At 49.5% G+C, this 19,746-nt stretch carries 23 protein-coding genes, 1 tRNA gene and 1 other annotated feature; of the genes, 7 read left to right on the top strand and 17 right to left on the bottom strand.

The features are described from left to right. Nucleotides 1-13 precede the first annotated feature (13 nt). The 5 genes from H6G21_RS07440 to H6G21_RS07420 all read right to left on the bottom strand — a co-directional run bounded on the left by H6G21_RS07440 (nucleotide 14) and on the right by H6G21_RS07420 (nucleotide 4,559). Nucleotides 14-823: an ABC transporter permease gene (locus H6G21_RS07440; protein ID WP_190572213.1), complete on the bottom strand. Its 810-nt coding sequence runs from the start codon at nucleotides 821-823 to the stop codon at nucleotides 14-16. Next, nucleotides 824-1,852, bottom strand: a complete 1,029-nt coding sequence (locus H6G21_RS07435; protein WP_190572211.1) for an ABC transporter ATP-binding protein — start codon at nucleotides 1,850-1,852, stop codon at nucleotides 824-826. Between the two features lie 112 nt (nucleotides 1,853-1,964). Further along, nucleotides 1,965-2,768, bottom strand: coding sequence for an ABC transporter permease (locus H6G21_RS07430; RefSeq protein WP_190572209.1), 804 nt, complete (start codon nucleotides 2,766-2,768; stop codon nucleotides 1,965-1,967). Nucleotide 2,769: 1 nt separating this feature from the next. Further along, the gene (locus H6G21_RS07425) at nucleotides 2,770-3,558 is read right to left on the bottom strand and encodes an ABC-2 family transporter protein (protein ID WP_190572207.1); all 789 of its coding nucleotides are present in this window, start codon (nucleotides 3,556-3,558) and stop codon (nucleotides 2,770-2,772) included. Between the two features lie 17 nt (nucleotides 3,559-3,575). Then, nucleotides 3,576-4,559, bottom strand: a complete 984-nt coding sequence (locus tag H6G21_RS07420) for an ATP-binding cassette domain-containing protein (RefSeq protein ID WP_190572204.1) — start codon at nucleotides 4,557-4,559, stop codon at nucleotides 3,576-3,578. Between the two features lie 106 nt (nucleotides 4,560-4,665). On the opposite strand from H6G21_RS07420, the gene H6G21_RS07415 reads away from it, so the two are divergent. Continuing rightward, entirely contained in the window at nucleotides 4,666-5,289 is a 624-nt protein-coding gene (locus H6G21_RS07415) for a transposase (protein WP_190572202.1), read from the top strand. Nucleotides 5,290-5,297: 8 nt separating this feature from the next. On the opposite strand, the gene lysS is transcribed toward H6G21_RS07415, so the two are convergent. Next, complete coding sequence (gene lysS, locus H6G21_RS07410) at nucleotides 5,298-6,815, bottom strand: lysine--tRNA ligase (protein WP_190572200.1); 1,518 nt, start codon at nucleotides 6,813-6,815, stop codon at nucleotides 5,298-5,300. A 160-nt stretch (nucleotides 6,816-6,975) separates the two neighbouring features. Next, the gene (locus H6G21_RS07405) at nucleotides 6,976-8,250 is read right to left on the bottom strand and encodes an NYN domain-containing protein (RefSeq protein WP_190572198.1); all 1,275 of its coding nucleotides are present in this window, start codon (nucleotides 8,248-8,250) and stop codon (nucleotides 6,976-6,978) included. Nucleotides 8,251-9,148: 898 nt separating this feature from the next. On the opposite strand from H6G21_RS07405, the gene H6G21_RS07400 reads away from it, so the two are divergent. Beyond that, on the top strand, nucleotides 9,149-10,255 hold the full coding sequence (locus H6G21_RS07400; RefSeq protein WP_199307089.1) for a hypothetical protein: 1,107 nt from the start codon (nucleotides 9,149-9,151) through the stop codon (nucleotides 10,253-10,255). 549 nt (nucleotides 10,256-10,804) lie between these two features. Here H6G21_RS07400 and rpsU read toward each other — a convergent pair. From rpsU to rplS, 10 genes are all read right to left on the bottom strand, one after another. Further along, nucleotides 10,805-10,987: a 30S ribosomal protein S21 gene (gene rpsU, locus H6G21_RS07395; protein ID WP_190572197.1), complete on the bottom strand. Its 183-nt coding sequence runs from the start codon at nucleotides 10,985-10,987 to the stop codon at nucleotides 10,805-10,807. 64 nt (nucleotides 10,988-11,051) lie between these two features. Next, entirely contained in the window at nucleotides 11,052-11,393 is a 342-nt protein-coding gene (locus H6G21_RS07390) for an RNA-binding protein (RefSeq protein ID WP_190572194.1), read from the bottom strand. Nucleotides 11,394-11,864: 471 nt separating this feature from the next. Beyond that, complete coding sequence (rplL, locus tag H6G21_RS07385) at nucleotides 11,865-12,248, bottom strand: 50S ribosomal protein L7/L12 (protein WP_190572192.1); 384 nt, start codon at nucleotides 12,246-12,248, stop codon at nucleotides 11,865-11,867. A 139-nt stretch (nucleotides 12,249-12,387) separates the two neighbouring features. Next, on the bottom strand, nucleotides 12,388-12,915 hold the full coding sequence (gene rplJ / locus H6G21_RS07380; protein WP_190572190.1) for a 50S ribosomal protein L10: 528 nt from the start codon (nucleotides 12,913-12,915) through the stop codon (nucleotides 12,388-12,390). A gap of 59 nt (nucleotides 12,916-12,974) precedes the next feature. Next, nucleotides 12,975-13,108: a sequence feature (ribosomal protein L10 leader region), on the bottom strand. Between the two features lie 132 nt (nucleotides 13,109-13,240). Next, nucleotides 13,241-13,954, bottom strand: coding sequence for a 50S ribosomal protein L1 (rplA, locus tag H6G21_RS07375; protein ID WP_190572188.1), 714 nt, complete (start codon nucleotides 13,952-13,954; stop codon nucleotides 13,241-13,243). A gap of 115 nt (nucleotides 13,955-14,069) precedes the next feature. After that, nucleotides 14,070-14,495, bottom strand: a complete 426-nt coding sequence (gene rplK, locus H6G21_RS07370) for a 50S ribosomal protein L11 (RefSeq protein ID WP_190572186.1) — start codon at nucleotides 14,493-14,495, stop codon at nucleotides 14,070-14,072. Between the two features lie 21 nt (nucleotides 14,496-14,516). After that, nucleotides 14,517-15,158 (bottom strand): transcription termination/antitermination protein NusG, encoded by a 642-nt coding sequence (gene nusG / locus H6G21_RS07365; RefSeq protein ID WP_190572184.1) that lies wholly within the window; start codon nucleotides 15,156-15,158, stop codon nucleotides 14,517-14,519. Next, on the bottom strand, nucleotides 15,155-15,382 hold the full coding sequence (gene secE / locus H6G21_RS07360; RefSeq protein ID WP_190572182.1) for a preprotein translocase subunit SecE: 228 nt from the start codon (nucleotides 15,380-15,382) through the stop codon (nucleotides 15,155-15,157). Before secE ends, nusG begins: the two co-directional genes overlap by 4 nt. 172 nt (nucleotides 15,383-15,554) lie before the next feature. After that, nucleotides 15,555-15,627: transfer RNA gene (locus H6G21_RS07355), tRNA-Trp, on the bottom strand. Between the two features lie 75 nt (nucleotides 15,628-15,702). Then, nucleotides 15,703-16,065, bottom strand: coding sequence for a 50S ribosomal protein L19 (gene rplS / locus H6G21_RS07350; protein WP_190572180.1), 363 nt, complete (start codon nucleotides 16,063-16,065; stop codon nucleotides 15,703-15,705). A 290-nt stretch (nucleotides 16,066-16,355) separates the two neighbouring features. Here rplS and H6G21_RS07345 point away from each other — a divergent pair, with 290 nt between their 5' ends. From H6G21_RS07345 to H6G21_RS07325, 5 genes are all read left to right on the top strand, one after another. After that, nucleotides 16,356-17,087 carry an energy-coupling factor ABC transporter permease gene (locus H6G21_RS07345; RefSeq protein ID WP_190572474.1) on the top strand — a complete coding sequence of 244 codons (732 nt, stop codon included), beginning with the start codon at nucleotides 16,356-16,358 and terminating at the stop codon, nucleotides 17,085-17,087. Then, nucleotides 17,087-17,443: a PDGLE domain-containing protein gene (locus tag H6G21_RS07340; protein ID WP_190572178.1), complete on the top strand. Its 357-nt coding sequence runs from the start codon at nucleotides 17,087-17,089 to the stop codon at nucleotides 17,441-17,443. Before H6G21_RS07345 ends, H6G21_RS07340 begins: the two co-directional genes overlap by 1 nt. Continuing rightward, a complete protein-coding gene (cbiQ, locus tag H6G21_RS07335) occupies nucleotides 17,440-18,219 on the top strand; it encodes a cobalt ECF transporter T component CbiQ (protein WP_190572176.1) in 780 nt (259 codons plus the stop codon). Before H6G21_RS07340 ends, cbiQ begins: the two co-directional genes overlap by 4 nt. A 122-nt stretch (nucleotides 18,220-18,341) precedes the next feature. Beyond that, nucleotides 18,342-19,118, top strand: coding sequence for an ATP-binding cassette domain-containing protein (locus tag H6G21_RS07330; RefSeq protein ID WP_190572175.1), 777 nt, complete (start codon nucleotides 18,342-18,344; stop codon nucleotides 19,116-19,118). Nucleotides 19,119-19,255: 137 nt separating this feature from the next. Beyond that, nucleotides 19,256-19,696, top strand: coding sequence for a cupredoxin domain-containing protein (locus H6G21_RS07325; RefSeq protein ID WP_190572472.1), 441 nt, complete (start codon nucleotides 19,256-19,258; stop codon nucleotides 19,694-19,696). Nucleotides 19,697-19,746: the final 50 nt, after the last annotated feature.

The raw sequence follows: 19,746 nt of genomic DNA, 5'->3' as shown, positions 1-19,746 counted from the left end.
ATGTCAGCCAAGGCTAGGAACGCTGAAAGCGGAAGGCTTCGATCGATTGCGCAGTCAAGAAAATCCCTAGAAAAATATAGCTGCCAAACACCATCAAGCTGCTGGTATCGACAATACCCAAAACCAGATTGGTGTAGTGTTTCAGCAGAGAAAGATGGGCCAGACCCGTTCCAATTACACCCGGCAGTCGATCGGCGATCGTATCCATCAACCACAACACGACTAGTAAGCCAAAGGTCGCGATCGCAGCGACGATCGTGCTATCGGTTAACGAGGAAATAAACATCCCCAAGGACAGTACTGATGCCCCCAACAACAGCAAGCCCAAGTGCGGCCACAGAAAGACTAGGGGCTGAATCGGAGGATTGGCCACAGAAAGGACTATTGCTTGATAGACCATCAACGGCAGAATCAACGTAGCAAAAAAAGTTACGACCGCCAACAATTTACCCACGGCCACGGCCCAATTGGTAATCGGCGAAGTGGCTAGTAATTCCAACGTCCCACGCTTGCGTTCCTCCGTATACAGCCCCATAGATAGGATCGGCAGAACAAATAGGGTAATAAATCCCAAGGTGCTCAAGAATGTGCGAATCAATTCATAGGCCAAATCGATCGGCGGAAGTTGGCCCCCTGCCTGCACTTGCATGTCATAGATCTGCCCTTGGGCAATGATTCCGTTGTCGCTAAAGGTAATGATCGTAAACAGGAATGCTCCGATCGCCCAAAAAATTGCAGCAATCACATAGGCCCAAGGGGCTGCAAAATAACTTTGGAGTTCCCGGCGGTAGATGGCAAAAATGTTAGCTAATAGGACGTTCATTTAGGGCATTCCTTCCTCAATAGAAACGGCATCAGAATTCAGAGATTCAGGGGATGAGTCTGCTTCTATCCTCTCTGCAATTTCTGTTTTCTCCTCAGTCGTTAATTGCAGAAACACGTCTTCCAAACTGGCCTGCACTCGACGCATTTCATAGAGGTGTAAACCATTACGAACGAGAGCGATCGCCAGTTCTCGACCTGTATCTGGAGCATCGGATCTAACCCGCCAATGGCTGTGTGTCCCATCACTGTGGCTGACGGAGGAAAGTTGTTCTAGATCAGTAACCCCCTTGACTTGGCTTAAGATAGTTCTGGCTTGCTCAATCTCACCATCCAGTTCCAGTTCGTAGGCAGAACCCGCAAACATTTGCGTTGTTAATTCCTCGGTTCGGTTAGTCGCCACTACCTGACCTCGATTGATAATGGCAACCCGATCGCAGGTCATGCTGACTTCCGGCAAGATGTGGGTAGAGAGAATTACAGTATGGTCACCGGCTAAACCTTTAATCAAGTTACGCACATCAATGATCTGCCTGGGATCCAGACCAACAGTAGGTTCATCTAATATAATCACTGGCGGATCATGGACGATCGCTTGGGCAATTCCGACCCGTTGTCTAAATCCCTTAGATAATTTGCGAATCAGGGTTTTTCGTCGTTCTGTCAGGTTGCATTTTTCCAGGGCATAGTTAACTCGATTAGCCCGATCGCCTGCACTGACGCCTTTAATTCGCGCGACAAAATCGAGGAAAGCTTCGATCGTCATGTCGAGATACAGCGGCGGATTTTCCGGCAGGTAGCCAATCCGTTGCCGCACTTCCATAGACTGTTCATGGACTTCGAAACCAGCAATTTTTGCCGTTCCGCCACTGGCAGGCAAATATCCCGATAGGATCCGCATTGTTGTGGTTTTGCCCGCCCCGTTTGGCCCTAGGAATCCCAAAATTTCCCCCGACTCTACGGAAAAGGTAATATCCTGAATCGCCGGAGTAGCTCCGTACAGTTTGCTCAGATGTTCAACTTCTATCATTGACCGATCGCTCCAGAGAAAGACTCCTCGCGGTCAGCAGGATAGCAAAATTTTGGCCCTTTCGACTACTTTCCTAGCAGTCGCAGTCATAATGACCGTTCTGTTTTGTCTCCTAGCTTGACGCACTCGTGTAAAAGCGCAGTGCAAATCGCCAGAATTGATTGGAAAACCAAAGTAGCGCGATCGCTAAACCACCCGATCCCATCACCCACGCTGGATTAACTCGTCCCAAGAGCGCTTCTGCAGGAACAGTGGTCAAAAAAGCGACAGGTACAATAAATGTAAAGAACACTTGGTAGGAAACTGGGTAGGCTACCATCGGGAAGCGGCCCGCATCCATTAAACCCTTCAAAACTTCAGTGATGTTATAGATTTTAGTAAACCAAATGCTGGTTGCACCTAAGATAAACCAAAGACTGTATAGAATCGTTGCCCCAAAAAGAATTGGGATTAAGCCTGAAAGATAACTTAACCAGGATAATTCCAACTTAGATCCTGCATATAGAACAATGAATAGCCCAAATAACATGTCAGGTAACCCCCAAAGGGACATGCTATGAAATGACAGCCAAAATTGAGAGCTAATCGGCTTGAGGAGCACAAAATCTAAGGTTCCTTTTTCCACGTGCTTAACGATCCGATTTAGGTTGGCAGCTAGAAAAGCTGTGGAAAATCCCTTTAGAAATGTAAAAATGCCTACAACGATTAGGGCTTCTTCCCAACTCCACCCCTGGAAGTGATAGCCTTGACCATAAAACAGAAAGAGTCCAAATAGGCTGCCAGCCAATCCGCCTAAACTGGTTAGAGCCGAAAAGATAAAATTCATGCGGTATTCCAATTCCGCCGCGATCGCGGTACTCCAGAACAGACGAATTAATTGGAAATACTTGCCGAGGTGATTCAGTTTAAAATTCATTCTAAGCTCCCATGCCTGAAAATTGTTTTAATCCTTTGCGCCACAGATATCGATTAATGGCATAAAAAATACCAGCCCAGATCCCCATAATCAAAAAGCTGCGTAGGTAATCAACGGGAAGTCCAGTTAAAATGCTGGCCGGAAAATGCAGGATGTAGGGGAAGGGCAGGAACTCGACAACCTGTCGAACACCAGGGGGGAAAACTTCTAGGGGCGCAATGCTACCGGACAGAAACAGGTGAAAAAGAAACCATAGTTCCTGGATAGCACTGGCTTTTTCTGTCCAGAAGGCAAACATTGCAAAGGTATACTGAATTAAAAATTGCAATGCAAACGCACAGATAGAAACTAGAATAAACAATGCTGAAGTGCCTGCATCGGGAATCCAAAAAGCACTGGGATAGAGCAGGATGAAAAGGCCAATAATCACTGCAATAAAGGGTAAACGGGCAAAACGTTCTCCAATGTGCGACCAAACGTGATGCCAAACGGGATCGAGTGGTTGCAGTAAGCGAAAGGCTAATTTTCCTTCGACAATTTCCCGTTCAAACTCCCAAATGACCCAAACCACGGTCAGTTGGCGACACAGGAAAATGGCGAGAAAGTACCGGGCAAATTGAGCAGAAGTCAGGGCAAAGGCTCCCCCTTGGGCTGCTTGAGTCCAAACCCCCATGAGGATGATGGGGAGGCAGCCGGATAGGGCCCACAGTAGCAACTCTGCCCGGTATTCCAGCATGTAAGCGTAGTAGGTGGACAGGAGGGTTTGGAAAATTTTGTAGAGTCGTTTCATGGATGACGGGGGAGGGGTTAGTGAACTTGACCAACTTGGAAAACGCGTCCAATAATTTCCTCGATCGGCGGATCGCTAACGGCTAAATCCACGACTTCAAGGTCGGCCAGTAGCTGAGAAACGGTTTTGGTGAGGAGTTCTGGTTTAACGAGATAGCGCACGGAGGAACCGTCGATCGATTGCACATCACCGTATTGTTGTAGTTTAGCTTTGTGGTAGGCGTAGGCTAATTCGACATGGACTTCACGACAGGGTGCAAATTGTTCGATGAGGCCATCTAGGCTGCCGTCATAAATCAGTTTGCCTTGGTGAATCATCAGGACACGATCGCACAGTGCTGTGATATCAGCCATGTAATGACTCGTTAGCAGAATGGTTGCATTAAACCGTTGGTTGTATTCTCTCAGGAATTCCCTCACGGCAACCTGTGCATTGACATCCAATCCCAACGTGGGTTCATCGAGAAATAATACCTGTGGCTCATGCAGCAATGCGGCTAGCAATTCCGCTTTCATACGCTCACCAAGGGATAACTTGCGAACAGGCTGGGTGAGCTTGCCCTGGAGAGACAGCATGTCTGCGAGTTCATCAATGCGGGACTGGGCAGCACGATCGCTAAGTCCGTAAACGGCAGCATTAATCCGTAGGGAGTCCATGGCAGGCAAATCCCAAATCAATTGCTGCTTTTGACCCATGACGAGGGTGATTTTCCTCAGAAAAGCCGATTCTCGACGAAAGGGAATATGGCCTGCAACGGTCACAGATCCTGCCGATGGATGGATCAAACCCGTTAACATTTTGAGTGTGGTCGTTTTGCCTGCACCATTGGCTCCCAGAAATCCCACAATTTCGCCGGGTTGGATCTCAAAACTGACATCCTGAACCGCGTGGATTTCTTTGTAGGTGCGTTTAAAAAAGTGTTCGATCGTGCCTTTGAGTCCCGGCTCTTTGATAGCGACGGGATACATTTTGCTGAGGTGTGAAACAGAAATAGATGACATAGAAAAGATGCCAGGGGAAGATGCAAAACGGCCTCCTTAGATCATGCCACGGGCGATCTCGATCGCTGCATGGGCATCCTAAGGAAACCGAATTGATAGGCGATCCATGACGCTTTACCGAAATCGATACCGTGTTGAATCGGCCCGCCACCCCACCTGGGACTACTCCAATCCAGGCGCTTATTTCATCACCATTTGCACCCGCGATCGTCGCCATTTTTTGGGCCGAGTGATTCAGGGAAAAATGCACCTTTCACCGATCGGCCAAATCATTGCAGAAGAATGGCAGCGGGTAGGCGAGCTCCGCCCTCAGATCCGCCTAGATGAATGGATCATTATGCCCAATCACTTCCACGCCATCATCATCATTCTTCCCCAACCCCCCGTACAGACGTGCCAAGGGCGCGTCTCAAACCCCACCGATCGCCCCCAAAATTCCCCCTCTCCTTTAGCGCGATCGCTGGGGGAGACGGGCCGGAGGCTCATCTCTACGGAACGACGCATGGAACGGCAACGATCGGATACCTGGAAACCCGGCGTTTTGGGGGCGATCGTGGGTCAATTTAAATCTGCTTGCACTAAACGAATTTGGGCTGCGGGATTTAAATATTTTGGCTGGCATCCGCGATTTCACGATCACATTATTCGGGATGAATATGCGCTCCGTCGTATCCGCTGCTATATTCGCAATAATCCGGCCAACTGGATGCGCGATCGTCACCGCACTTAACGCTGTACTTAACTTTCCTCCCCTTCGGGTTTCTCGGGCTTCAGTAATGGGAAGGCAATCACATCGCGAATGCTGGGTGAATCCGTTAAAAGCATGACCAGTCGATCGATGCCAATTCCCAACCCCCCCGTTGGCGGCATTCCATGTTCCAGCGCACAGAGGAAATCTTCATCCACACCCTGCGCTTCCAAGTCTCCCGCTGCTTTCCGGGCTGCCTGTTCTTCCAGTCGCGCCCGCTGATCTAAGGGATCGGTTAACTCCGAGAAACTATTGGCGGTCTCCCGCCCAACAATGAATAGCTCAAACCGCTCCACCAATCCTGGCTTCGATCGATGGGGTTTTGCCAGCGGTGAAATCTCCACCGGATAATCCAGAATAAATGTCGGCTGCATCAGGGTTGTTTCCACCTTTTGTTCAAAGGCCTCATTTAGCAACTTGCCGATCGACGGACAATCGTCAATGTCATGAATCCCCGCTGCTCTAGCTGCTTGCTTGGCCGCATCCAAATCCGTAAAGGTTGCAAAATCAACGCCCGTAGCTTCCTTCACCGCATCATGCATGGTGATCCGTTTCCAGGGTGCGGTGAGATCGATCGCTTGCCCTTGGTAGGTAATTTGCGTCGTTCCCAACACTTCCTGTGCTGCTGTTGTGATGATGGCTTCCGTTAAATCCATCATGTCATTGTAATCAGCGTAGGCTTGGTAGACCTCGATCGAGGTAAACTCCGGATTGTGCCGGGTGGAAACGCCCTCGTTTCGGAAAATTCGACCCAGTTCAAACACCTTTTCAAAGCCACCGACGACCAGACGCTTCAAGTGCAATTCTGTCGCAATGCGGAGGTATAACTCCATTTCCAGGGTGTTGTGATAAGTAATGAACGGACGGGCATCGGCTCCCCCTGCTTCACCCATTAAGACGGGTGTTTCGATCTCAATAAAGCCCTGTTGATCTAAATATCGCCGAATCGATGCTGTAATCAATGCTCTCCGGCGGAAGGTTTCGCGGACTTCAGGATTAACGATCAAATCAACATAGCGTTGACGATAGCGTGTTGCGACATCCGTTAAGCCGTGGAATTTATCAGGCAAGGGTAATAACGATTTCGTTAGCATTGTGTACTCTTTCACGTACACCGAAAGCTCACCCTTATCTGTGCGTTTCACGGTTCCCTTGACGCCAATGATGTCACCAATGTCCGTCAGCGATTTCAAATGGCTAAAGGCATCGGCATCCCGATCGCCCATGAACTCCTGAATCCGACTTTTCTCCAGATACAGTTGAATGTTGGCCGTTTCATCCTGAAGCGTAAAAAACGCCAGCTTCCCGAAGACCCGCCGTGCCATAATGCGACCTGCGACGGCAACTTCAACCGGTTGCTCTTCGCCATTCGGCAGGTCGGCATATTTAGACTGCAAGTCAGCCATTGAGTGGCTAGATTTCCACTGATAGGCAAAGGGATTCATCCCCAATGCTTTGAGTTGTTCGAGTTTTTCGATGCGAGTGGCACGCAGGTCTTCGGAAGCCATGGGGTTCATTGAGCGAAAATGCAGTCTCCCATTATATCGGCTTGGTGCGGCCTGCGGGAGACGATCTCTCAGCTTTTAATAGAGCCTCTAGCCTGGAGTCGAGAGAGTTCATGGAATTGAGCGCTTTCATTAGAGCCAAGAGAGTTTGGGTTCAGATTTCTTAAACTGCCTTTGCCCACCAGATTTGACCCTTTTGTTCTAGTTTGATGACGTTCGGATGACTTTTTAAAAAATCAAGAAACCGCTTGTGCCCTAGCTTCCTTTCATCAAACTGGCTGTATTGCTTACAAATCTCTGTCTTCAGGCCATTAATCTGAATCCCCTTCGGCGTCTGGCGCAAAATTTGTTGCGTTACGACGACAGCTTTGTCCACTCCTGTACTGGGTTCTTTGCCTTTAAGGTAGGCTTTTTTACGATCGAGGGTTAGATAAACCACCTGGGGCTGGCTCTGCAAAAATTCAAGAAACGTCTTAAACCCGATCGCCTGTGGCTTGAAAGAGGCCATCTGTTTTTTTAGATGAACCTCTAGTTTTTTGAGGCTAATGCCATTGGTCATAACCTGTAGGATCTGGCGAACATGGTCGATCGCCTGTTGTTGGGTCTGGGGGACTTTTGAACTGGCTGGGGTGGAACTGGCTGGGGTGGAAGTAGGGGTTGCAAGGTTGGCTGGGGTGGCTTGAAATGCGTGCCCCTGCTCTGGGCTAAACACTTTGTCTCCAATCAGCATCACCTCATTGGGCAGGCGTTCTAGATAATCCCGTAGATCGGCGACTGTCCAAGGCTGGATCATGGCGAAGGAACTGTGCTGCTTGAGATTTTTCAATAAGGTCGCTAACTTAATACCCGCTTTTTTCGACGGCAGAATTTGTCCTAGCTGAAGTAAAAGCTGGTCACGGTTGAGGTTAGAAGCCGTGGCGATCGCGATGGTTGGTTCACTGGCTGGAGCCGTAATGATTTTAGGAAGAGCAGATTCGCTGGGAGGCGTGGGGCAACTGCTTAGAGGGCAAAGTTGGATATAGTCATCAAAGTGGGCGGATAATGTTGCGGTGATCGATCGCGTACTCATGCCAATCACCGATTTACCCAGTTCCCGCAGGCGACGGTAGAGGGGCAAAAAATCCGAGTCCCCCGTCGCGATCGCAAACACTTGAAGTTCTGGAATACGGCTCACATAATCCATCACATCCACCACCATCTGAATATCCGCCGAATTTTTGCCGCTCACGGGATGGAAGGTGTGAATCAGTTCGAACCCCTGTTGGTTGAGTTCCTTTTGGTGGGCATTGACACACCCCTGACTAAAGTTGCCATAGGCACGCCGCACAACAACGGTGCCCAATTTGCGAATGCGATCGATGATGGGTTCTCCTTCCACCGAACTCAATCGACCGGATAGACTTTCCGCATCCAAAAAAATGGCAACTTTCTCCATCATGCCCCATTCCTTTCCTGGTGAAGAGTTAAGGGATCTACAAGCCTATTTATGAGAATTCCCAAGGACAGAAAAAGGGATGACAACTGTTAATACAAGGTGACAACCGTGACTCCATAGTGTGAGTTGTCATTGTTATGGAGAAACTTTTAGCAAAGACCCATGGAGTCCCAAAAAAACGGGAGCAATACTGAATATCAATCAATGGTTGTGATCAATTCTCGTCTCATGAAGACGAATTGTGAGTGGATCAGTACTGGTCGTTCTGGGATTCAAGTTGCTATCAGCGTTCACAAACACCAAGTTTTAGAGCTTCAGTTTTGAGAGCTTTAGTTGCAACCTATCCAGCAATAAATAGTTGGTATCCCTTCTCTGAGGGGCAACAATAAGTGATGGATTTGTTATGCAGAATTCGTATACAAACCCACGAGAAACTTCTAGCTCCATAGAGATTGTCTTTAGTTCTCTAACCTCAAATTGAGTGCTCTTTCGCCTCCAGCTCGTGTCTTTGAGTGCGAAGGAAGTAATCAATATAGATCGTCCAATGTCTCGATCGTTAACTATTGTCAACCATGGAGCCGTAGCCAACTCTAGTTGGCATAATTGCCCTGGGGTTTATTTTTACGAAACGTAAAGAAATAATTGGTTTGGTGTCCGTAAATACGCTATATTCATGCTTTAATTAAAACAAAGTTAAATTATTTGCTTCAGTATTTCCACGAGTCTTTCACAAATTTATGTAATCGTAAGGCTTAGTTACGATTTAAATCTGCTGATAGTGGAAAATAGTTCTCCTAACTTTATTTGCCAGTTTCTCGATCGATTTTTGTTCATGTATTGGTTATGGTGCGCTGTTGCTTCAGTGCTCTAATTTGCCTTTCCCGAAAGTCAGGTGTCACGAATGGAATATTCTTCTGTGCCTCTGTCCGATCTCGCTGTTGATCGATTTGGTTCATTTGATGGATCTAGTAGTTCATCGGGCTACGGTGATAATTTTCTCCCCAATCCCAAAAGCCCGTTAGATAAGCCGAATTCCCATTCCTTGGCGGCTGTTTGGGCGCGCAAGTATGTCGCTTCGGTGACTCGCAACTACGATCAGCCTCAGAATCCATTGGCCAAGCAAATTTCCGATGTGGCCTCGCCGGAAGGACGCTGCCATACCGCAGACAAGTTGCTCAAGTCGTTGAAGTTGGCTAGCGCTCAAGCTTGGTCACAAACGGAGTCCCTATTGGCGACAGAAATTCAACGCCATGGGATTGATCCGGCCCATATTGATCCGTGGAAAATTGCGGCTGATTCCCATGCATTGTATGAAAAGGCATTGCAGGGATATCGTGGGCGAGTCACGGCGCGGCGGTTGTCCGTGCAGATTGGTGATGCTTGTGGTCGGATGCGGCAAGATTACACTCGCCATGATCCGAGGACGATCGGCTTTGTCAGCATGCAGTTTCACTACACTGGACAACTGCTGCTTGCGCTATTGACCCCTTCCGAGCGGCTTTTGGTGGAACCCTATGTGAAGGTGATGGATGACCATATGTATATGCCGCTCCGGGATGCCTACCAAGCCGCAGCAGAGCATTCTTTGGATTCTCCATCTCTGCAAGCGACCCAAGCTTTACTGCCGCTCAGTACCAAAATTGCCTATCGCGTGTGCGAACAAATTCATCATCTCCACCCGAACTACCATAGCTTTAGCGGAAGTCTGAAATCCCAGCATGTCACGGTTTCCAGTATTCGAGACGTGGAAATGTTCCAGGTATACCTGTGTCTCTGCGTGTTGGAAGGTAGTATTCGATCGGTACAACAGCAACTCTTCCCCCTCTGCGTCATGCTCTATCCTCGGTTAAGAGTCAGTTGGCAACTGGTGCGAGATATGTTGCAAACCCTCAACTGGGAAATCCACAACTCACTCTCCCCGGAACAAGTGAAAGTCATACTGCCATATCTGACAGTGTTAACAGAAATGTTTTCCAAGGATGTGTTTGTAGGCGCTTCTAGCTACTGACTTCTAGCTATTAACATCGTAGCAGCTCATTTTTAGCTGTTTGCTTTTAGCTGTTTGCTGTGGGCTAATAACGTGCGTATCTACCGGTAATTGTGTGTATCTACCGATAAGATCGGGGTTTTGCCCTGCGGATTTCCATACATTCTTGGCGCTCTGGATTAACCTGAGTTCGATGAATTTGTGGTGAGGCGCGATCGTCGGGGCTGCTCCGCAGCAAATATCGGGGAACTTCTCCCGAAAGTGCATTCTCCGTCCAAGTACCAGGGATTTGTGAGGGACAATTTTGCTTGTCGAACTCACGTTAGATTACAAACCCCTAAGATTCAAACCCCTACCAACCTTAACTTCTCTATGAACTGTTTTTGCTGGGGCATTCTTACAGGTTCCGACCTTGGCTAGCTTCCAACCTGTTGGGCTTGGGCGCTTTGGTTAGTCGGCTCTAGTTATGATTTGGTTCGGCTTGAGAGGGCTTGGGGATTGAATAACCATGAAACTAAAAAAATAGGGAGGCATTTGCCTCCCTATTTCATCATGAGTTTGAATTAAACTCTAACGCCGTCCACGACCTTGGCGTCGGCGAGCACTGGCCTTCCGGCGTGCTTTTTCTTGAGGGGTTTCAAAGTGTTGGTTCTTGCGAACATCTTGAAGAATGCCTGCACGAGAGACCTGTCGCTTAAAACGGCGTAGGGCTGACTCAATACCTTCATTCTCGCCAATGACAACTTGAGCCATCGTTTGCTCTCCTTGGGCGAATGGACAGTAATTTACAAAACTTGTGGAGCTGAGCAATCAAGGCTTAGTAGCGACGGCCACCACCTCGACGGTCTCCACCCCAGCCACCGCCGCCGCCACCGCCGCTGCGGTTGTAACCACCGCTACCGCCGCTGGGACGCTCCTCACGGGGCTTCGCTTTGTTGACTCGGAGGTCGCGACCCATCCACTCTGCGCCATCCAAAGCAGCGATCGCCGCTTCTTCTTCTTCATCGGAGTTCATCTCAACAAAGGCGAACCCCCGGGGTTTGCCGGTTTCCCGATCGGTGGGAACTTGCACCCGCTTTACTGTGCCATACTCCCCAAACACTTCGTTCAGGTCGTCTTGAGTAACACTGTAAGACAGGTTGCCGACATAAATTGACATAGGACGCTCCAAAAAGCAGTAAAAGTAGAGAGGCAAGTTTCGGAGCGTCTGTGCTGGAAAGTGAAATTCTGCAACAAGGATTCGCTGTGTAACCGAAATACAAGTTCTCTTTATCAATCACTACTATAACGCTTGAAACGCCAAAGTCCCAGAGGATTGTCGTCAAAAAATCCTCACCCGATCGCTTAAATCTTAGGGAATGACAAATTTGACGGGCTTCTATTGGGTGGGTGGGGGAAGCCTGAGACCGCTATAGCTAGACTTTGCATCAAAATGGCCTGGAACCGCTCTCTAAGCGCAATGTTGAGCCATCTTGAGAGATTGATGAAATGGCTGTTGGCGACAACTTTCCATCGATTCTTTTGGGAATGCTTCAGCAGCCAGTCCAATCGATTGCTAATGGACTGGTTTAAATAATAGAAAAGGCATTCCCGAAGGAATACCTTTTCACATCAGACGAAGCTCCGTTGACTATTTAACGGAAACCTTACCGCCTGCTTCTTCGATTTGCTTCTTGATTGCTTCAGCATCAGCCTTAGCAACGCCTTCCTTCAGAGCCTTAGGTGTAGATTCAACCAGATCCTTAGCTTCCTTCAGGCCCAGACCGGTGATTTCACGAACGATCTTCAGAATTGCAATCTTCTTATCAGCAGGAACTTCTTCCAAGACTGCATCGAACTCGGTTTTTTCTTCAGCTGCTTCAGCAGGTGCGCCAGGAGCCGCCATCATCATCATGCCACCAGCGGGAGCCGCAGCGCTGACGCCGAAGGTTTCTTCGATTTCCTTAACCAGGTCAGCAGCTTCCAGAAGGGTCAAACCCTTCAACTTTTCAATAATTTCAGCAACAGCAGACATTGGATTTTCTCCGTTTAATCAATGAAAATGGTTCGTCGATTTCCTAGGCTGGTCGGCTGGCACGTCAGTCACAATACAGCCAAAAGCTATACAGCTAAAAACTTTGCAGCCGATTTGCCTGTTTTGAATGGAACTGCGATTAGGCAGCTTCCTTCTCGGAAATTTGCTTGATAGCACGTGCCAGACCGGACGGGACTTCGTTGATGCCCACTGCCAGCTTGGTGGCGACACCGTTGATTGCCCCTGCGATTTGCGCGATGAGTTGCTCCTTGGACGGCAGATCTGCGATCGCCTTAACATCCTTGTCAGAGAGGAGCTTGCCATCCATCACACCGCCGATGACTTCCGTCTTCTTAGCAGCCTTTTGGAACTCTTGGTATGCCTTGACCGCGCCGCCAATATCCTCTTTCACCATGATGAAAGCGGTGGTGGTTTTGAGCAGTTCAGACATTGGCTCCCAGCGCTCGTCACCCGCGATCGCCTTATTCATCAGCGTATTTTTGGTGACGGTACAAGTTGCACCTTTATCCCGCAGACGACGACGCAGATCCGTGATTTCTCCAACGGTTAGACCTTGGTAGTTGATGACCAACGTTAACGTGGATTCACTCAGCGTTTCCTTCAGCCCTTCAACAATGGCCTTCTTATTTTCCAGCGTTCTACCCATTCGATATCACCTCCTTAACCGGGATCCTTGAACGTTGAAATTTTGTCTGCATTACTCTGAAGTGCAATAAAAAACCTCGGTTTGCAGCGCCGAGGTTTACTCAATCTAGCTAAAACTAGACCGATCAATCTCAAACCTCGGCAGGAACTTTACTTCCAACACCTGCTTTCTGCGGCTTGTTATTCAGTTGCGAGTAATGCTTCGTTTGGAACGACTCCAAAAACTTTGACAACCTACTCTAGCAATCGGTGACTCGATCGTCAATGCAATTCAAAATTTCAGCTATAATGAAAAATGTCGGTTGCATTGCAAAAGGAGCCTCTATCTAGGCTTCAGCGACTTTAAGATCGCGGAGGGCGTTGATATCGACTTCGATCGCTGGCCCCATGGTTGCAGACACATAGATTGTACGCCAATAGCGCCCCTTTGCACCAGAAGGACGATTGCGTTCAACGCTTTCTTGTAGTGCTTTCAGGTTCGTTAACAAGTCCTCTGCACTAAAGTTTGCCTTACCAAAGGAGATGTGCACAATCCCGGTCTTATCAGCTTTATATTCCAGCTTACCGGCTTTAAACTCTGCGATCGCTTGGGGGAGATCTGTGGTTACGGTACCGGCTTTGGGTGAAGGCATTAAGCCCCGAGGCCCTAGCACACGACCCAGTTTTGCAACCTGAGGCATCACATCCGGTGTTGCAATCAAGAGGTCAAAATCCATGCGCCCCTTGAGAATTTCGTCAATCAGTTCTTCAGAACCAACCACCTCTGCGCCAGCGTTGGTAGCTTCAGCCACTTTTTCGCCTCGCGCAATGACTGCGACCCGAATGGTTTGCCCCGTCCCCTTGGGCAGAACAACGGTTGTCCGCAGTTGTTGGTCGTTGTATTTGGGATCAATCCCCAGCCGAATGTGGGCTTCGGCAGACTCAGAAAATTTAGCAGTGGCAGTTTCTTTGAGCAGATTCATGGCCTCTAAAGGCTCATAGGTGCGCTTCTCCACCTTGGCTTGCAGTTCCCGCAAGCGCTTCGACACTTTTTTAGTCATTGAATACTCCTGGGGTTATAGCGAGAGAGTCTCTCCCCCGTTGTGAATGGAAAATGTTAGAAGAGTAAGCTGATCAAAACAATGCAAGATCAACTCGAAAAAATCTACTGGAGATTTAGTCCTTGATGGTGACGCCCATGTTTTTCGCGGTGCCTGCAATGATCTTCATCGCAGCCTCAACATCATTGGCGTTGAGATCAGGCATTTTGGTTTTAGCGATTTCTTCCAACTGCGCTTTAGTGATAGAACCCACTTTCTTCTTGTTGGGTTCACCGGAACCAGTGGAAATTCCCGCAGCCTGGGCAATCAGCTTGGAAGCGGGGGGCGTTTTGAGGATGAAGGTAAAGCTACGATCTTCGTAGACCGAGATCTCAACGGGTACCACCATGCCAGCTTGGTCAGCGGTACGTGCGTTGTACTCTTTACAGAACATCATGATGTTGACACCATGTTGACCCAATGCAGGGCCAATGGGGGGTGCCGGGTTTGCTTTGCCCGCGTTGATCGCGAGCTTAATGACTGCAACTACTTTCTTTGCCATTGACTGCTAATTTCCTGAGATCTACTCAATCTTCTGAACTTGGTTGACCTCCAGTTCCACAGGCGTTTCCCGCCCGAAGATGGAGAGCAGCGCTTTGAGCTTGCTGCGCTCGGGACTCACTTCAACCACTTCACCTTCAAAGTCTTTGAAGGGGCCAGACAGAACCATAATCTTATCCCCGGCAGCCATATCAAGTTTCCTGACGGGTTCCTGCTCCTGGGAGCGCTTAAAGATTCGCTCTACTTCGGCAAAGGCTAAGGGCATCGGTTTAACGTGTCCTCGACCTCGACCGTAACGACGTTTCTGTTCAGCACCAACAAAGTTGATGACATTTGGCGTGTTTTTGACCACCTGCCAAGTCTCATCATCCATCACCATGCGAATTAACACATAGCCTGGAAAGACTTTTTCGCTAGCTTCCTTGGGGCGACCATCTTTTTGATGTCTCAGAATAGGAGTTTCAGGAATCTGAACATCCAAAATCCGATTGGCTACATCCAGGGTTTGAATTCGTTGTTCTAAGTTGGCCTTAACTCGCTTTTCACAGCCAGAAGCAACTTGTACAGCGTACCAACGGGACTGCTTGAGCAGTTGAGCCTCATCGGCCCCTTCTTCTAGGTCAGCTTGGGACAGACCCATGGAATCGTCTGATGTGTACGTCATCCTCCGAACACCTTCCCCTGTGCCCACAAAAATAGTTGGTCAATGAAATAAACCAAGGTTGCCGATAGCGAAACCATCAGGATCACAGCGATCGACTCACTAATGAGCTGCTGACGACTAGGCCAGGTTACTTTTCCGAGTTCTTCTTTTGTTTCTTGGATGAAAGTATTAGGAGTGAAAGCAGACTTCTGCTCTTGTACCGCAGCATCATCTTTCTTGGCCATGACCATCACCACCGTTGAACTCGATATGGAAAACTTCCCCAGAAAAGACAGGTACAGCCCCAACCCAGCATAAGCTAGGGATTAGCCGTACCTGAAGTCATTTTCTACAATTATTTTATAGTTAATGACTTGACCTATGTTGAGGTCTTTTAAGCTCAATGGAGTAATTCAGCGCGCCCTGGAGGACTCGAACCCCCGACATCAGGTTTTGGAGACCTGCGTTCTACCAACTGAACTAAGGACGCATGCGTCTGAACTACTCCATATTTTACCTAACTTTTGTCCCTAGTCTAGCAATTTCTCAAAAGATTGCCGTGGAACTAAAGTGCACGATCGAAACGCTGCTTCAGACGGGCAGACTTACCAGTCCGTTGACGGAGGTAGAAGAGCTTAGCACGACGCACTTTACCCCGACGGAGAACTTTAACGCTCTCAATGCGAGGAGAGTGAATCAAAAAGACCCGTTCTACGCCTACGCCTTGGAAAACTCGACGTACCGTAATGTTCTGAGTCACGCCAGCACTACGCTTAGCAATGACCACCCCTTCGTAGGGCTGAGTCCGTTCTTTGTCACCCTCGCGGATTTTCACGCCAACGCGCACAGTGTCGCCAACATGAATCACCGGAAGATCTGACTTCATCTGTTCCGCTTCAAGAGAGCGGATGATTTCCTGGGCGTTCATAGCGGGTTTGTTAAAAACTCACAATTGCTTAATGTAGCGTATGCATCCCCTTTAAGTCTAGATCTCACAGCAAAGTTTTTTGAGGCTGGTGGATCTTGGAATCTGGGTGGATCTTGGAATTCGGGTGGATCTTGGTGTGGCCTCGCTAGAAATGGGGCTGGTTAAGGGTCACCTAGGTTGATTTATGTTAACCTGGTTGACTAACGCCGTTCATCCCCCCCATCTGGATTGAATTGGGGGATTTGTCAGCGGTTTACTGGAGTCTAGCAACTATTTGGACAAACAATGGCATGATTCGAGTCTTACCCTTGGCGTTGCACATGCCGGATGGTTATTTGAATGCAGCGACGCCGATCGCAGGCATGGTTTGGCTAGGAACTTGGGCCTTGGCCTTGGGGCTGATTGGTCTCTGCCTCAGACGAGTACAGGCAACCTATGACGATCGGGCGGTTCCTCTGATGGGCGTCTGTGCTGCCTTTATTTTTGCCGCCCAGATGATCAACTTTCCGATCCCCATGGGGACATCAGGGCACCTGCTGGGGGGAACCTTGGCGGGGGCGTTATTGGGGCCTTGGGCGGGATCGCTCGTTATGGCGGTGGTCTTCATAGTGCAGACCCTATTTTTTCAAGATGGTGGGCTGACCGTGCTAGGAGCCAACATTGTCAATATGGGGTTAGTCGGAACCTTGGGTGGCTATTACCTCTACAAAGGGATCCGTTGCCTGGTGGGCTATGATCGCTGGATTGGGGTCATGGTGGGAGCGGCGATCGCGAGCTGGGTAAGTGTAGTAGCCGCTTCTGCGTTCTGTTCGCTCCAGATCGGCTTGTCTGGGACGGCAAATCTAGGGCTTGCGTTGGGTGCTATGGTCTTTTGGCATGGGCTAATTGGCCTCGGGGAAGCGGCCATTACACTGCTGGCGTTGGATTATGTGCGACGGCTGCGACCGGAGTTAATTCACAAAGCGCCCCGCGATCGTGCCCTGACTGCGCGTGGAGAGATCGTGTCTGGAGAGATGAGGTAATGCAAAAAATACAAAGTGGTCTACGGTGTGGTCTACGGTCGCGTTGGTTTTACGGGGTTTCCCTAGGGCTGGCGGTGGGGCTGGCGACGCTTCTGTCTCCCTGGGCGAGCCAAAACCCGGATGGGCTCGATCGGGTGGCTCAAGATCAGGAATTTGAATCTCGTGCAGCGGAACATCCTGTGGCCCATCAGTTGCCCTTTTACCAAGCGTTTGATGAGTATGCCATGCGGGGCGTGCCGGATGCGCTAGCGACCCCGCTAGCGGGCTTGGTGGGCACGCTGGTGACTTTTGGGTTGACCTGGGGGGTCGGCAAGTGGGTGGTGGCTAAACCAGAAACCTCACACAAGGATCCATGATTTTTCATGACTCACCCGGCTTGGGGAAGGGCTTGGCTGCCCCAAGCGCTACCAGCGCTACAGGTCCCCAGCCTTGGATGCGACTGCTGTGCGCCACGATCGCGGTGTTTGCGATCGCCCTCACGCCTCCGTTGCAAGGCTTGCAATTGCTAGTGATGGGCGGGGGCCTGCTACTGATTGGCTGGCGGAGTTCGGTATCCCTGGGGCAACTCCTGCGACGAATGACCCTCGAAGCCAGTTTTGCCTTGTTACTTGTGCTAGGCACGCTGTTTCGGGAGCAAGGGGATCTCCTCTGGCAATGGGGTTGGCTGGAGATTTATCAAGGGGGGCTGCTGGGATTTTTTAGTTTGGCCATGAAAGTGGGACTGTCCCTGATGACCTTGAATGTGTTGACCTTGACGACTCGCCAAATCGAACTTTTACAAGCACTCAAACAGTTAAAAATGCCCCCACTCCTTGTGGCGATCGTGGGATCGATGTTGCGGTATCTGACCGTGTTACTTGACGAAGCTCAAACTCTGCAACGGGCTGCTCAGTCGCGCAATCTGTTGGTTTCCCGTCCAGTGCATCGTCACATTGTCGGTGTGATGATCGGGGCTTTATTCATCCGTACCTACGATCGGGGCGATCGCATCCACCAAGCAATGCTCTCTCGGGGCTATGCGGGACTTGCTCCAGAGGGGACACCATTGCGATGGACGAAGCCAGATATCTGCTTATTGACCTACACGATCTCAGTGATTCTGCTCAGCATAGGAGCAGAGATCATGTTCTGAATAAGATTGCTCTCATTGTTCGCTATCCAGAATCAAACAACTCTCGTAAACAACTCTTGTAAACAATCTCGTAGACAACTCTCGTAAACAATCTCTAGTCTCCTGGATCGTTGATACGCTGTATGGCCGTTGTCGCCCTTGCAATTCAGAATGTTGGTTACAGTTATCCCAATGGCACCCCTGCGCTACGGAACATCCACTTAACGATTATGGCGGGGCAACGGGTGGCGATCGTAGGAGCCAATGGTTCCGGAAAATCCACCCTGCTGCACCACTTGAATGGTTTGCTGTTGCCGCAAGTGGGGCAGGTACAGGTGGGCCCTTGGCGAGTGGCACCGAATACGCTGCGAGTGGTGCGAAATGCCCTGGGTTTGGTTTTCCAAAATCCTGATGATCAGCTATTTATGCCTAGCGTTTGGGAAGATGTCACCTTTGGCCCGAAAAACCAAGGATTAAGTTTGGAGGTGCAGCACCAGCGCGCGATCGCGGCCTTGGAAGCAGTCGGCTTCAATCCGGACGACTACGCCCAACGGATCCCCCAGGCTCTTTCAGGGGGAGAGAAAAAGCGAGTGGCGATCGCGGGGGTGTTGGCCATGCAACCCAGCATTCTGGCCTTAGATGAACCCTCGGCGCAATTAGATCCACGATCGCGGCGGCAATTGATTCACCTGCTCGATCGGCTATCGTTAACCCAAATTATTGCTACCCATGATTTGGATTTGGCGTTGGATCTGTGCGATCGCACGGTTGTCCTAAGTCAGGGAGAGATTGTTTACGACGGCTCTACCGCAGCGGTCATGGGGGATCCCACCTTTCTGGAGCAGTACGCCTTAGAAGCACCCTTGAGTTCCCAGCGACCCTACTGCCTGCGATCGGATGGGCCTGTAACAAACCTGTAAGCTGAATTACCTCGGCATAAAAATTATTAATAATGGGCCTATAGCCCCCTGGTTATCCGATACATCCTTAGCGTTCTGGACAAGAACTGGACACGAATATGAACTATAAAATTCTCCACAAAATTAAAGATAAGTTAATGCAAGGGCGTTTCTGGTCGATCGTGGGGCTGGGAGTCCTGATTCTACTTGTGATCGCATCCCCTGCCGGGGCGATCGATTTAGCCCATCAACCCGTGATAGACATTCAAGTTAGCTTAGGAAATTCCGTCGGGGAACTGAAATTTGTTCCCGATCACCTCGCCTTTGAGGCTGGAAAACGCTATAAGCTACACCTCACCAATCCCAGCGGGCAAAAGCATTATTTCACTGCCAAGGATTTTGCCGATGGTATTTGGTCGCAGAAAGTTGATGCAGGGCAAGTGGAAATCAAAGGTGCGATCCATGAACTGGAGATTCGCCCCAACGCGGAAGCGGATTGGGTGTTTGTGCCGGTGAGATCGGGACAGTATGAGTTGCATTGCTCGATCCCCGGTCACGCGGAAGCGGGGATGAAAGGGACGATTGTCGTTACAGATTAGGCGTACAGATTCAGGCAACACCGATTCCAGACTGATTCCAAACCGATTTA

Origin of the sequence: Alkalinema sp. FACHB-956, from assembly GCF_014697025.1 — a bacterium.
GTDB lineage: Bacteria > Cyanobacteriota > Cyanobacteriia > Leptolyngbyales > Leptolyngbyaceae > Alkalinema.
Note: the sequence above shows the minus strand (reverse complement) of the source record. Positions and strands in the feature narration are given on the sequence as shown.

Excerpts from the sequence above, each read along its gene's own strand:
- H6G21_RS07440 (WP_190572213.1), bottom strand. The coding sequence starts at position 823 with ATGAACGTCCTATTAGCTAACATTTTTGCCATCTACCGCCGGGAACTC.
- H6G21_RS07435 (WP_190572211.1), bottom strand. The coding sequence starts at position 1,852 with ATGATAGAAGTTGAACATCTGAGCAAACTGTACGGAGCTACTCCGGCG.
- H6G21_RS07430 (WP_190572209.1), bottom strand. The coding sequence starts at position 2,768 with ATGAATTTTAAACTGAATCACCTCGGCAAGTATTTCCAATTAATTCGT.
- H6G21_RS07425 (WP_190572207.1), bottom strand. The coding sequence starts at position 3,558 with ATGAAACGACTCTACAAAATTTTCCAAACCCTCCTGTCCACCTACTAC.
- H6G21_RS07420 (WP_190572204.1), bottom strand. The coding sequence starts at position 4,559 with ATGTCATCTATTTCTGTTTCACACCTCAGCAAAATGTATCCCGTCGCT.
- H6G21_RS07415 (WP_190572202.1), top strand. The coding sequence starts at position 4,666 with ATGACGCTTTACCGAAATCGATACCGTGTTGAATCGGCCCGCCACCCC.
- lysS (WP_190572200.1), bottom strand. The coding sequence starts at position 6,815 with ATGGCTTCCGAAGACCTGCGTGCCACTCGCATCGAAAAACTCGAACAA.
- H6G21_RS07405 (WP_190572198.1), bottom strand. The coding sequence starts at position 8,250 with ATGATGGAGAAAGTTGCCATTTTTTTGGATGCGGAAAGTCTATCCGGT.
- H6G21_RS07400 (WP_199307089.1), top strand. The coding sequence starts at position 9,149 with ATGGAATATTCTTCTGTGCCTCTGTCCGATCTCGCTGTTGATCGATTT.
- rpsU (WP_190572197.1), bottom strand. The coding sequence starts at position 10,987 with ATGGCTCAAGTTGTCATTGGCGAGAATGAAGGTATTGAGTCAGCCCTA.
- H6G21_RS07390 (WP_190572194.1), bottom strand. The coding sequence starts at position 11,393 with ATGTCAATTTATGTCGGCAACCTGTCTTACAGTGTTACTCAAGACGAC.
- rplL (WP_190572192.1), bottom strand. The coding sequence starts at position 12,248 with ATGTCTGCTGTTGCTGAAATTATTGAAAAGTTGAAGGGTTTGACCCTT.
- rplJ (WP_190572190.1), bottom strand. The coding sequence starts at position 12,915 with ATGGGTAGAACGCTGGAAAATAAGAAGGCCATTGTTGAAGGGCTGAAG.
- rplA (WP_190572188.1), bottom strand. The coding sequence starts at position 13,954 with ATGACTAAAAAAGTGTCGAAGCGCTTGCGGGAACTGCAAGCCAAGGTG.
- rplK (WP_190572186.1), bottom strand. The coding sequence starts at position 14,495 with ATGGCAAAGAAAGTAGTTGCAGTCATTAAGCTCGCGATCAACGCGGGC.
- nusG (WP_190572184.1), bottom strand. The coding sequence starts at position 15,158 with ATGACGTACACATCAGACGATTCCATGGGTCTGTCCCAAGCTGACCTA.
- secE (WP_190572182.1), bottom strand. The coding sequence starts at position 15,382 with ATGGCCAAGAAAGATGATGCTGCGGTACAAGAGCAGAAGTCTGCTTTC.
- rplS (WP_190572180.1), bottom strand. The coding sequence starts at position 16,065 with ATGAACGCCCAGGAAATCATCCGCTCTCTTGAAGCGGAACAGATGAAG.
- H6G21_RS07345 (WP_190572474.1), top strand. The coding sequence starts at position 16,356 with ATGATTCGAGTCTTACCCTTGGCGTTGCACATGCCGGATGGTTATTTG.
- H6G21_RS07340 (WP_190572178.1), top strand. The coding sequence starts at position 17,087 with ATGCAAAAAATACAAAGTGGTCTACGGTGTGGTCTACGGTCGCGTTGG.
- cbiQ (WP_190572176.1), top strand. The coding sequence starts at position 17,440 with ATGATTTTTCATGACTCACCCGGCTTGGGGAAGGGCTTGGCTGCCCCA.
- H6G21_RS07330 (WP_190572175.1), top strand. The coding sequence starts at position 18,342 with ATGGCCGTTGTCGCCCTTGCAATTCAGAATGTTGGTTACAGTTATCCC.
- H6G21_RS07325 (WP_190572472.1), top strand. The coding sequence starts at position 19,256 with ATGCAAGGGCGTTTCTGGTCGATCGTGGGGCTGGGAGTCCTGATTCTA.